The organism is Salmonella sp. SJTUF15581 (genome assembly GCF_043356775.1).
Lineage (GTDB): Bacteria > Pseudomonadota > Gammaproteobacteria > Enterobacterales > Enterobacteriaceae > Salmonella > Salmonella enterica.
Genome location: NZ_JBEUJY010000009.1, coordinates 104,862 through 116,861 on the forward strand (window position 1 = coordinate 104,862; position 12,000 = coordinate 116,861).

Genomic DNA, 12,000 nt, shown 5'->3' on the forward strand with positions numbered 1-12,000 from the left:
AACTAACTAACCTGGTACTTCCCACGTCACCTTATGATTTAACTATAATCTACTCTAAAAAACTTTTCATCGTCATATTACGAAAAATTACAATTGCGTGAAAGCCGCGTGTTGCCATACTTTTTCGAATTTTAACAGTGATCGTCGGTCGCCTAAAAAGGAACCAGTTTTATTGTTTGTGTAATCATTGGGTTAACGTTTTTTAGCTTTTCAGGCTAAAACAATAGACTCTGACAGGAGAAAATAGCTAGGAATATTCTTAATATTTCTTAATTAATGGCTGAATTAAGAAATGGCCAACTTTCCTAAGAAAAGCCTTTAACGCAGTAAGGATTATACCTTTTATTAATATGGCAAAAAATAATCAATCTAACAATAAGCGTATTTTATGATTTTTGCGTAAAAAAGGCCGCTTGCGCGGCCTTATCAACAGTGAGCAAATCAGCGATGTTCTGTCGAATGACTATGCTCAATATCTTCGCTTTTACGGCTAAAGCGGCGGCGTACCACCACGAAGAAGACCGGTACGAAGAAAATAGCCAGTACGGTTGCCGTTACCATCCCGCCCAGTACGCCAGTACCTACCGCATTCTGCGCGCCGGAACCCGCGCCGGAACTGATAACCAGCGGCATAACCCCCAGCATGAATGCTAACGAGGTCATCAGAATCGGGCGCAAACGCATCCGGACGGCCTCCAGCGTCGCTTCTACCAGACCTTTCCCTTCTTTATCCATTAAGTCTTTGGCGAATTCGACGATAAGTATCGCGTTCTTCGCCGACAACCCAATGGTTGTGAGCAGGCCCACCTGGAAGTAAACGTCGTTAGTCAGTCCGCGGAAGGTCGCGGCCAGCAGCGCGCCGATAACCCCAAGCGGAACAACCAGCATTACGGAGAACGGGATAGACCAGCTCTCATACAATGCCGCCAGACACAGGAAGACGACGATCAGCGAGATAGCATACAGAGCAGGGGCCTGGTTGCCGGACAACCGCTCCTGGTAGGACATCCCGGTCCAGTCATATCCAATGCCTGACGGCAGCTTGCTGGCCAGTTCCTCCATCATCGCCATCGCTTCACCAGTACTCTTGCCTGGCGCCGCCTGACCCAGAATTTCCATCGAAGGCAGACCGTTATAGCGTTCCAGACGCGGCGAACCATATTCCCAGCGGGAAGAGGAGAATGCGGAGAACGGCACCATCTGACCATCGCTACCACGAACGTACCAGTCGTTAATATCATCCGGCAACATGCGGTATTTCGCTTCGGACATCACGTAAACTTTCTTCACACGACCGCGATCGATAAAGTCGTTTACATAGCTGCCGCCCCATGCTGCGCCCAGCGTGGTATTAATGTCGCTAATAGACACGCCCAGCGCCTGAGCTTTTTCCTGGTCGATATCGATTTTAAACTGCGGCGTATCTTCCAGGCCGTTAGGTCGAACGCCGACCAGCAGATCAGGATATTTCGCCACCTCGCCGAACAACTGATTACGTGCCTGGGTGAGTTTTTCATGACCAAGTCCCGCCTGGTCAATCAACTCGAAGTCAAACCCGGTTGCGGTGCCCAGTTCAACAATCGCCGGCAGGTTAAAGGCGAAGACCATCGCATCTTTAATTTGTGAAAACGCTGCGGTTGCCCGCTGGGTAATCGCTTCAACCTTGTTTTTTTCGCCTGGACGATCGGCCCAGTCTTTCAACGACACGAATGCAATACCGGTATTCTGACCGCGCCCTGCAAAACCGAAGCCGTTGACGGCGAATACCGATTCAACGTTGGCTTTCTCTTTGTTCAGATAGTAATCCGTGACCTCATCCAGCACTTTTTGCGTGCGCTCTTGCGTCGCGCCGGCGGGGAGCTGGACCATTGTCAGGAATACGCCCTGGTCTTCATCCGGCAAGAAAGAGCTTGGCAGACGAACGAACAGATAAGCCATACCGACGACGATAATGAGATAGAGCAGCAGATAACGCCCGGTGCTGCGCAGAATATTGCCTACGCTATCGGTGTAGTGATGCGTGCTCTTATCAAACAGGCGGTTAAACCAGCCGAAAAAGCCTTTTTTCCCTTCGCCATGATCTCCTTTGGCGACGGGTTTGAGCATCGTCGCGCACAGCGCGGGCGTCAGGATCAGCGCGACCAGCACCGACAGCGCCATCGCCGATACGATGGTGATAGAGAACTGACGATAAATTGCCCCGGTTGAGCCGCCAAAGAAGGCCATCGGAATAAATACCGCCGACAGTACCATCGCGATACCCACCAATGCGCCCTGAATCTGGCCCATGGATTTGCGCGTCGCTTCCTTCGGCGGAAGGCCTTCTTCCGTCATAACACGTTCGACGTTCTCGACCACCACGATGGCGTCATCCACCAGCAAGCCGATGGCGAGCACCATCCCGAACATCGTCAGCGTGTTTATCGAGAAACCGAATGCCGCAAGCACGGCAAAGGTTCCCAACAACACCACCGGAACCGCAATAGTCGGAATCAATGTCGCGCGGAAGTTCTGCAGGAACAGGTACATCACCAGGAACACGAGGATAATCGCTTCGACCAGCGTTTTTACCACTTCATGAATAGAGATCTTCACGAACGGCGTGGTGTCATACGGGTAGACGATTTTCATCCCTGGCGGGAAGAACGGTTCCATTTTTTTCAGTTCGGCGCGAATAGCGGTAGCGGTATCCAGCGCGTTGGCGCCGGTAGCCAGTTTGATGCCAAGACCTGACGCTGGCTGACCGTTAAATTTCGCGATGACGTCGTAGTTTTCGCCGCCAAGCTCAATTTTCGCTACATCCCGCAGACGAACCTGAGAGCCATCCTGATTCACCTTCAGCAGGATTTTGCCAAACTCATCCGTTGAGGTCAGACGCGTTTGGGCAATAATCGATGCGTTAAGCTGCTGGCCTTTTACCGGCGGCGTACCACCGAGCTGACCTGCCGCGACCTGGGCGTTCTGCGCTTTGATCGCGTTAATCACGTCGACCGGCGTCAGTTGGTATTTGGTCAGCTCTGTCGGATTCATCCAGATACGCATCGCATACTGCGAACCAAACAGCTGGACGTCGCCCACCCCAGAGGTACGGCTGATCGGATCTTTCATATTGGCGGCAACGTAATCCGAAATATCCTCCTGGGTCATGGTGCCGTCGGTGTTAATGACGCCCACTACCATCAGGAAGCTACTTGAGGACTTCTCAACGCTCACGCCCTGTTGCTGTACTTCCTGGGGAAGTAACGGCATTGCCAGTTGCAACTTGTTCTGAACCTGAACCTGCGCGATATCCGCATCGGTGCCGGATTCAAAGGTCAGCGTGATCTGCACGGTCCCCGTGGAGTCACTGTTGGAGGACATATACATCAGATTATCGATACCGTTCATATTCTGTTCGATAACCTGCGTGACGGTATCCTGTACCGTTTTCGCATCAGCGCCAGGGTAGGTTGCGGAGATCGTCACTGCTGGTGGCGCAATCGTCGGATATTGCGCTACCGGCAATTTGAGGATCGCGAGCCCCCCTGCCAACATGATGATGATGGCGATCACCCACGCAAATATAGGGCGATCGATAAAGAAATTAGGCATGTCTTAACGGCTCCTGTTTAAGTTAAGACCTGGGCTGAGCAGGTTGATCACCGCTTGCGGCTTGCTGTTTGTTATCCGCGGTAATTTCCTGCACTTTAACCTGTGCGCCAGGACGTACTTTTTGCAGCCCGCTGACGACTACGCGGTCGCCCGCTTTCAACCCGTCAGTCACCAGCCACTTATCGCCGATCGCCTGGCTTGCGACGATTTGGCGGGTTTCCACTTTGTTATCAGCGCCAACCACCAGCACCGTGGCATCGCCGCGTGGAGTACGGGTAACGCCCTGTTGTGGAACCAGTAATGCCGTCGGTTTTGTCCCTTCCTGCAGACGTGCGCGAACGAACATTCCTGGCAATAAGGTGTGATCCGGGTTAGGGAAGATGGCGCGCAAAGTAATAGATCCGGTGGTTTGGTCAACGGTCACGTCGGAGAACTCAAGCGTACCGGACTGCGGGAATTTGATACCGTCGCTGGTCACCAGGTCGACCTTCGCTTTGCCGTTTTCCTGCTTCAGCGAACCATTTGCCAGCTCCTGCTTCAGGCGCAGGAAATCATTGCTGGACTGGGTCACATCGACATAAATAGGGTCCAACTGCTGCACTGTCGCCAGCGCCGACGCCTGACCGTTCTGTACCAGCGCGCCTTCCGTTACGGATGACTTACCAATACGACCGCTAATCGGTGAGGTGACTTTGGTATACGCCAGGTTGATACGTGCGGTTTCAACGGCGGCTTTTGCTGCGACAACGGCGGCAGTCGCTTGTTGCGCGTCAGCCAGCGCCTGATCGTATTCCTGCTTACTGATGTACTGCGTACCCAGCAGCTTTTGATAACGCTTCACCGTCAGTTCAGCGATATTCGCGGCGGCCTGCGCTTTTGCCAAATCGCCCTTAGCGCTGTCGTAAGTCGCCTGGTAGGTCGCAGGATCAATCTGATAGAGAGAGACTCCCGCTTCGATATCACTTCCCTCAACGAAATTACGCTTCAGGATAATGCCGCTTACCTGTGGGCGAACTTCGGCGATACGGTAAGCAACGGTACGACCCGGAAGTTCAGTTGTGATTTGCAGTGGTTCCGTTTTTAGTGTGACAACTCCAACTTCTGGCATCTGCTGGCCGCCTTGCTGGTCCTGTTTGTCGTCACATCCTGTTAGCGCTAAGCTGCCTGAGAGCATCAGAACGACCGCCAGAGGCGTTAACCCTCTGTTTTTGTTCATATGTAAACCTCGAGTGTCCGATTTCAAATTGGTCAATGGTCAAAGGTCCTTAAACCCATTGCTGCGTTTATATTATCGTCGTGCTATGGTACATACATCTATAAATGTATGTAAATCTAACGCCTGTAAATTCACCGACATATGGCACGAAAAACCAAACAACAAGCGCTGGAGACACGACAACACATCCTGGATGTGGCCCTGCGTTTGTTCTCGCAGCAAGGCGTATCGGCAACCTCGCTGGCGGAGATTGCGAACGCTGCTGGCGTGACGCGCGGCGCAATCTATTGGCATTTCAAAAATAAGTCGGATTTATTCAGTGAGATCTGGGAGCTATCAGAATCCAATATTGGTGAGCTTGAGATTGAGTATCAGGCAAAATTCCCCGACGATCCACTATCTGTATTAAGAGAAATTTTAGTTCATATTCTTGAAGCTACTGTAACAGAAGAACGACGCCGCTTATTGATGGAGATTATATTCCATAAATGTGAGTTTGTCGGAGAAATGGTTGTGGTTCAACAGGCGCAACGTAGCCTTTGTCTGGAAAGTTACGATCGGATTGAACAAACGTTAAAACATTGTATTAATGCTAAAATGCTGCCTGAAAATCTGCTGACCCGTCGTGCGGCGATACTGATGCGCAGCTTTATTTCAGGGCTCATGGAAAACTGGTTATTTGCTCCGCAATCGTTTGATTTAAAAAAAGAAGCTCGCGCCTACGTCACGATCCTGCTGGAGATGTATCAATTGTGTCCGACGCTGCGCGCGTCGACGGTCAACGGCTCCCCCTGATAATATTCCAGGAAAACTCCTGGACATTTTCTGTGTCGCTATTCTGTTTGTTACAGGCGTGATATTCTTGCGACTCAATTATTTCCGGTCTGCTTGCCGGTTCAGACACTTCATTCTCATGACTATGTTGCAGCTTTATAAACGTTCACAGCATTTTGTTTTTATTACAATTAGCGTCCTTATTATCCTGCTGTCCTGTCAGTCTCTGGCATTTGCCCGGGGGCAAACGAATGGCGACCTGCCGTCAAAAGCGGATGTGCAAAACCAGCTGGATACGCTGAATAAGCAAAAAGATCTCTCCGCCCAGGATAAGCTCGTCCAGCAGGACCTTATTGATACGTTAGCTACGCTGGATAAAATCGAGCGGGTAAAAGAGGAAACCGTACAGTTACGGCAGAAGGTGGCGCAGGCGCCTGAAAAAATGCGTCAGGCGACGGCTGCGTTGAATGCGCTGAGCGACGTCGATAATGATGATGAAATGCGAAAAACGCTGAGTGCGCTTTCGCTACGTCAGCTTGAGCTGCGCGTGGCGCAGGTACTGGATGATTTGCAAAATTCGCAAAACGATCTTGCCGCTTATAACAGCCAGCTTGTTTCGCTACAGACCCAGCCTGAGCGCGTGCAAAACGCCATGTATACCGCCTCACAGCAAATACAGCAAATCCGTAACCGTCTGGACGGCAATAACGTCGGCGAAGCCGCGCTTCGCCCCAGCCAACAGGTGTTATTACAGGCACAACAGGCGCTGCTTAATGCGCAGATCGACCAGCAACGTAAGAGTCTTGAAGGAAATACCGTTTTGCAGGACACCCTGCAAAAACAGCGGGATTACGTGACGGCCAACAGTAATCGCCTTGAACATCAGCTTCAACTTTTACAGGAGGCGGTCAACAGTAAACGACTTACGCTAACGGAAAAAACGGCCCAGGAGGCCATTTCGCCGGACGAAACGGCGCGTATCCAGGCAAACCCACTGGTAAAACAGGAACTGGATATTAACCATCAACTCAGCCAGCGTCTGATTGTCGCGACCGAAAACGGCAATATGTTGATGCAGCAAAACATTAAAGTAAAAAACTGGCTCGATCGCGCGCTGCAGTCGGAAAGAAATATCAAAGAACAGATTGCCGTCTTAAAAGGCAGCCTGTTGCTGTCGCGTATTCTTTATCAACAGCAGCAAACACTGCCCTCCGCCGACGAACTCGAAGATATGACCAACCGCATTGCGGATTTGCGTCTGGAGCAGTTTGAAATCAACCAGCAGCGTGATGCCTTATTCCAAAGCGATGCCTTTGTCGACAAGCTGGAGGAGGGGCATACCAGCGAGGTGAATGATGAAGTTCATGATGCGTTGCTTCAGGTAGTGGAGATGCGCCGTGAGCTATTGGATCAGCTAAATAAACAGTTGGGTAACCAGCTGATGATGGCGATTAACCTGCAAGTTAACCAGCAGCAGTTGATGAGCGTCTCGAAAAATCTGAAAGCCATTCTGACGCAGCAGATTTTTTGGGTGAACAGTAACCGCCCTATGGACTGGGACTGGCTTAAAGCGTTCCCCCAAACGTTAAAAGAGCAATTCAGCGCCATGAAAATCACGGTGAACTGGCAAAAAGCCTGGCCCGCGGTATTTATTGCTTTTTTGGCCGGGTTGCCGCTCTTGCTCATCGCCGGTTTAATCCGCTGGCGTCTGAAATGGTTAAAAGCGTATCAACAGAAGCTGGCCGCCGCCGTGGGATCGCTGCGTAACGATAGTCAGCTCAATACGCCAAAAGCTATTCTGATCGATCTGATCCGCGCGCTGCCGGTGTGCCTGATTATCCTCGCGCTTGGACTGATCCTGCTGACCATGCAGCTAAATATCAGCGATCTGCTCTGGGCCTTTAGTAAAAAGCTCGCGATGTTCTGGCTGGTCTTTGGGCTGTGCTGGAAGGTGCTGGAAAAAGAGGGCGTGGCAATACGCCATTTCGGTATGCCAGCGCAGTTGACCAGCCACTGGCGTCGCCAGATTGTACGCATTAGCCTCGCATTGCTGCCGCTGCACTTTTGGTCTGTGGTGGCGGAGTTGTCGCCGCTGAATCTGATGGATGACGTGCTGGGGCAGGCGGTTATTTTCCTCAATCTGCTGGTCATAACATTGCTGGTGTGGCCACTGTGCCGGGAAAGCTGGCGCGATAAAGAATCTCACGGCATTCGACTGGTGACCGTGACGATTCTTTCCATTATTCCGGTGGCGTTAATGGTATTAACGGCGACCGGCTATTTCTATACCACGCTGCGCCTGGCGGGACGCTGGATTGAAACCGTCTATCTGGTCATTATCTGGAACCTGCTTTATCAAACGGTGCTGCGCGGGTTAAGCGTAGCGGCGCGCCGGATTGCCTGGCGACGCGCGCTGGCTCGTCGTCAGAACCTGGTAAAAGAGGGAGCGGAAGGCGCGGAGCCACAGGAAGAACCCGCCATCGCGCTGGAGCAGATTAACCAGCAAACATTACGTATCACGATGCTGCTAATGCTTGCCCTGTTCGGCGTTATGTTCTGGGCGATTTGGTCCGATTTGATCACCGTATTCAGCTATCTTGATAGCATCACGCTGTGGCACTACAACGGCTCCGAAGCTGGCGCTGCGGTGGTGAAAAGCGTGACGATGGGCAGCTTGCTATTCGCCATTATTGCCGCGATGGTGGCCTGGGCGCTCATCCGCAACTTACCCGGCCTGTTGGAAGTGCTGGTACTTTCACGTCTGAATATGCGCCAGGGGGCTTCGTATGCGATCACCACGATCCTTAACTACGTCATTATCGCTGTTGGCGCGATGACAGTATTCGGATCGCTCGGCGTCTCGTGGGATAAACTCCAGTGGCTGGCGGCGGCGTTGTCGGTGGGTCTCGGTTTTGGGCTACAGGAGATCTTCGGTAACTTTGTCTCGGGTTTAATCATCCTCTTCGAACGTCCGGTACGCATTGGCGATACGGTAACGATCGGCACCTATTCCGGCACGGTCAGTAAGATTCGTATTCGCGCCACCACTATTACCGATTTTGATCGTAAAGAAGTGATCATTCCGAACAAAGCGTTCGTAACGGAGCGGCTGATTAACTGGTCCCTCTCCGATACCACGACCCGTCTGGTGATCCGGCTTGGCGTGGCCTATGGCTCGGATCTGGAAAAAGTGAAAAGAGTCCTGCTACAGGCGGCGATGGAGCATCCGAAGGTGATGCACGATCCGGAACCTGCCGTATTCTTCACCACCTTTGGCGCCAGCACTCTGGATCATGAACTGCGTCTGTATGTGCGTGAATTGCGCGATCGTAGCCATACGGTGGATGAACTGAACCGCGCGATCGATCGACTGTGCCGTGAAAATGATATCAATATCGCCTTTAACCAGCTTGAGGTGCATCTGCATAACGCGAAGGGCGACGAAGTCACTGAAGTGAAGCGCGATCTCAACGGCGGCGATCTGGCGCCTACGGCAAGCTAAAAGGCGGTGGGCCGCGCGCTTTATGAGTGCGCGCGGCGCCGCTAATGCGACAGCGTAGAAAGCTCTTCCGGCGTAATGCCGGTGACGCTGGCGATGAGCCCGGGTTCCAGCCCGTTGGCAAGCATTTTGCGGGCAATAGCGCGCGCTTCGGCCTCACGGCCTTGTGCTAACCCTTGCTCAAGGCCTTTTTGCAACCCTTCCGTTCGGCCTTTTTCTTCCAGCCATTCCGCTATTGTCATCAGTTGTTCCTTATACTGCGGCGCGCCCTGCGCCAGTTGACGAATTAGCGCCCCGGGTTCTGCGGCGTTTCCTGCTTTCAACATATAGTTGATTAGTACACTGAGCTGCGTGTCCGTCAAATGATCCTGCGTTAAAAGCGTGATAAGGGGGTCGAGCAGTTCGCTTAAATCGCGTTGACGAATATGTTTTTGCAGGAGCTCTAACATCGCTATCCGCCGATGCTGCAAAAGCTGATTATCCGGCATTATCGTCAGGTCGACCAGCGCAAATTCATGACTGTATAAGGCCTTCGCCATATCCGGTTTCACAAACATATTATGCCAGTTAAGGCTATAGGGCCACGGGCTTTCCGGACCGTGATAAAAGAGGATTGGTACCACCAGCGGCAAGGTATCATGACCGGCATCCAGATGACGCTGCATGGCGGCAATGGCGTACCGCATCAGGCGAAAAGCCATCAGCCGGTCTGATTTGCTCTGATGTTCAATGAGCGCGTAAACATACCCGGGGCCGTGTTGGGTATGCAGAGAGTAGAGAATATCTGAATAGCGGCTGCGTAAATTGTCTTCAACAAAACTCCCTGACTCCAGCTTCAGTGAATCCAGATCGCAGATTGCAAGAAAGGCTTCTGGCAAGTGGATAGCCAGAAAGTCGCGGGCGACCTCTTTTTGCATCAGCATTTGTCGAAATACCGCATCGTGCGGCGTGGTGGGTAGACGTTCCATGACCTGTCCCTTGTTGCCTGACTGTAGCGACCACTCTGTCAGCGACAACGAGGACAAACCAGAGGGCAATTACTCTGTTTGCGAGTCGTCTTCCGTACTTTTTAACTTGTTTTCATAATCACGCATAACTATTTCCAGCGCGCGTAGCACCGTTCGTGCCGGTAAGCGATTCTCTTCAAGCAGCACAATTAAATCCACGGCCAGTTTGACTTCATCAGGGGCATTTTCAAGCGACATACTTTCTCCAGGGTTAACGGGTTAAACGCGCCAGTACGTTTTCTATTTTCTCCAGCGCATGTCGGCAGCGCGCCAGCCGTCCTTCATAGATCTCGACTTCCTTTTGCAGCGTTTGTTGTTCGACAAGGCCAGTCGCCTGCGCCAGACGAATTTTGCGCTCCTGTGTCATCGCCAGTAGTCGACGTTCAAACTCCTGATGCTGTATTCGTCTGCGCTGCCAACGGCCAAGCCCTGGCGCGGCGGTGTCCCACTGGCGCAGCGACCAGGCGGCGGTTTCACGCGATATCGCCTCCAGTTGCGAAGCCAGATGTTCCGCCAGCCAGGCGACTTGCGGCAGTTGCTCATGTTTTACCGCCTGACGCAACGCGGCGAGATTGGCGTCAGCCTCTTCCAGATATCCCTGCAACAGAGTACTGCGGGTACGGAAAAGATGTCGGTCAAAGCGCGCGCTTAACGTCGCATGTTGCGCCAGCGGCGCGCAGCGTTGGCGTAGCGTCGCCAGCCTCTCTTCCAGCGTCTGTAACAGCATAGCGGTTTTCAATTCAACACCCCGATGAAAATAAGACAGGCTGTGCTACAGTAGCCTTCTGTTTGATAACGATTCGCATTATGCAACGTACTATTTTAATCATCATTGGCTGGCTGGCGGTAGTATTAGGGACATTGGGCGTGGTTTTGCCCCTGTTGCCGACTACGCCGTTCATTTTACTGGCGGCCTGGTGTTTCGCCCGCTCGTCGCCGCGTTTCCATGCCTGGTTGTTATACCGCTCATGGTTTGGCGGTTATCTGCGCCACTGGCAGCGCTATCGGGCCATGCCGCCGGGAGCGAAACCGCGAGCGATCGCGTTGATATTGCTGACCTTTGGTATATCGCTGTGGCTGGTGAATATGATGTGGGTGCGGGTGCTGCTGTTAGTTATTTTGGCCTGTCTGCTGATTTTTATGTGGCGGATACCGGTGATTGATGAAAAGCAACAAAAGCGCTGAAGCACACGAATCGCTGTTGCAATTGTCGTTCACAGCCAGTAAATTCGACCGTTTTCGAGCACAGGCGCAGGCGGTCAAAGAGTAACCGAGCGTTACCCCTGACCGAAAAGTATTGCGCCGTGAGTAACACCGTACTTAGCAGGCATATATCCATGACCGCGACTGCACAGCAGCTTGAGTTTCTCAAAAACAGCATCAAAAGCATTCAGGATTACCCGAAACCGGGCATTCTTTTCCGTGATGTCACCAGCTTACTGGAAGACCCGAAAGCCTACGCGCTCAGTATTGAACTGTTGGTTGAGCGTTATAAAAATGCGGGTATCACCAAAGTGGTCGGCACCGAAGCGCGTGGCTTCCTGTTTGGCGCGCCGGTTGCGCTTGGGCTGGGCGTTGGTTTTGTTCCGGTACGTAAACCGCGCAAATTACCGCGTGAAACTATTGCCGAGACCTATGAATTAGAGTACGGCACCGATCAGCTGGAAATCCATGTCGACGCGATTAAACCTGGCGACAACGTGCTGGTCGTGGACGATCTGCTGGCGACTGGCGGCACCATTGAGGCGACCGTGAAGCTGATCCGTCGTCTGGGCGGGAAAGTCACCGATGCGGCGTTCATCATCAATTTGTTCGATCTGGGCGGCGAGCAGCGTCTGGAAAAGCAGGGGATTACCTGTTATAGCCTGGTGCCGTTTCCGGGGCATTGATTCAGGCTATTCGCACTGCTATTT

Annotated in this window: 9 protein-coding genes; 4 read left to right on the top strand and 5 right to left on the bottom strand. The window is 52.3% G+C overall.

Annotated features, from left to right (window positions below; translation table 11 throughout):
- Nucleotides 1–441: 441 nt before the first annotated feature.
- Both acrB and acrA read right to left on the bottom strand, forming a co-directional pair.
- Nucleotides 442–3,591: an efflux RND transporter permease AcrB gene (gene acrB / locus ABVN36_RS16360; protein WP_001132508.1), complete on the bottom strand. Its 3,150-nt coding sequence runs from the start codon at nucleotides 3,589–3,591 to the stop codon at nucleotides 442–444.
- Nucleotides 3,592–3,613: 22 nt separating this feature from the next.
- Nucleotides 3,614–4,807: a multidrug efflux RND transporter periplasmic adaptor subunit AcrA gene (acrA, locus tag ABVN36_RS16365; protein WP_001039202.1), complete on the bottom strand. Its 1,194-nt coding sequence runs from the start codon at nucleotides 4,805–4,807 to the stop codon at nucleotides 3,614–3,616.
- Nucleotides 4,808–4,948: 141 nt separating this feature from the next.
- Here acrA and acrR point away from each other — a divergent pair, with 141 nt between their 5' ends.
- Together acrR and mscK are read left to right on the top strand one after the other, a co-directional pair.
- Nucleotides 4,949–5,602: a multidrug efflux transporter transcriptional repressor AcrR gene (acrR, locus tag ABVN36_RS16370; protein ID WP_000101755.1), complete on the top strand. Its 654-nt coding sequence runs from the start codon at nucleotides 4,949–4,951 to the stop codon at nucleotides 5,600–5,602.
- A gap of 118 nt (nucleotides 5,603–5,720) precedes the next feature.
- Complete coding sequence (mscK, locus tag ABVN36_RS16375) at nucleotides 5,721–9,083, top strand: mechanosensitive channel MscK (protein ID WP_000178232.1); 3,363 nt, start codon at nucleotides 5,721–5,723, stop codon at nucleotides 9,081–9,083.
- 41 nt (nucleotides 9,084–9,124) lie between these two features.
- Here mscK and ABVN36_RS16380 read toward each other — a convergent pair whose 3' ends face one another.
- The 3 genes from ABVN36_RS16380 to priC form a co-directional block, all read right to left on the bottom strand.
- A complete protein-coding gene (locus tag ABVN36_RS16380; RefSeq protein WP_023137942.1) occupies nucleotides 9,125–10,048 on the bottom strand; it encodes an Rpn family recombination-promoting nuclease/putative transposase in 924 nt (307 codons plus the stop codon).
- 69 nt (nucleotides 10,049–10,117) lie between these two features.
- Nucleotides 10,118–10,285 carry a pleiotropic regulatory protein RsmS gene (gene rsmS / locus ABVN36_RS16385; protein WP_000051161.1) on the bottom strand — a complete coding sequence of 56 codons (168 nt, stop codon included), beginning with the start codon at nucleotides 10,283–10,285 and terminating at the stop codon, nucleotides 10,118–10,120.
- Nucleotides 10,286–10,298: 13 nt separating this feature from the next.
- The gene (gene priC, locus ABVN36_RS16390) at nucleotides 10,299–10,826 is read right to left on the bottom strand and encodes a primosomal replication protein N'' (protein ID WP_001519637.1); all 528 of its coding nucleotides are present in this window, start codon (nucleotides 10,824–10,826) and stop codon (nucleotides 10,299–10,301) included.
- 68 nt (nucleotides 10,827–10,894) lie between these two features.
- Here priC and ABVN36_RS16395 point away from each other — a divergent pair, with 68 nt between their 5' ends.
- Both ABVN36_RS16395 and apt read left to right on the top strand, forming a co-directional pair.
- Nucleotides 10,895–11,272: a DUF454 family protein gene (locus ABVN36_RS16395; RefSeq protein ID WP_001189860.1), complete on the top strand. Its 378-nt coding sequence runs from the start codon at nucleotides 10,895–10,897 to the stop codon at nucleotides 11,270–11,272.
- A 152-nt stretch (nucleotides 11,273–11,424) separates the two neighbouring features.
- Nucleotides 11,425–11,976: an adenine phosphoribosyltransferase gene (apt, locus tag ABVN36_RS16400; protein ID WP_000127350.1), complete on the top strand. Its 552-nt coding sequence runs from the start codon at nucleotides 11,425–11,427 to the stop codon at nucleotides 11,974–11,976.
- Nucleotides 11,977–12,000: the final 24 nt, after the last annotated feature.

Bases quoted from the DNA above. Each gene is read 5' to 3' on its own strand.
- rsmS (WP_000051161.1), bottom strand. From the start codon at position 10,285: ATGTCGCTTGAAAATGCCCCTGATGAAGTCAAACTGGCCGTGGATTTA.
- ABVN36_RS16395 (WP_001189860.1), top strand. From the start codon at position 10,895: ATGCAACGTACTATTTTAATCATCATTGGCTGGCTGGCGGTAGTATTA.
- mscK (WP_000178232.1), top strand. From the start codon at position 5,721: ATGACTATGTTGCAGCTTTATAAACGTTCACAGCATTTTGTTTTTATT.
- acrA (WP_001039202.1), bottom strand. From the start codon at position 4,807: ATGAACAAAAACAGAGGGTTAACGCCTCTGGCGGTCGTTCTGATGCTC.
- ABVN36_RS16380 (WP_023137942.1), bottom strand. From the start codon at position 10,048: ATGGAACGTCTACCCACCACGCCGCACGATGCGGTATTTCGACAAATG.
- acrR (WP_000101755.1), top strand. From the start codon at position 4,949: ATGGCACGAAAAACCAAACAACAAGCGCTGGAGACACGACAACACATC.
- acrB (WP_001132508.1), bottom strand. From the start codon at position 3,591: ATGCCTAATTTCTTTATCGATCGCCCTATATTTGCGTGGGTGATCGCC.
- apt (WP_000127350.1), top strand. From the start codon at position 11,425: ATGACCGCGACTGCACAGCAGCTTGAGTTTCTCAAAAACAGCATCAAA.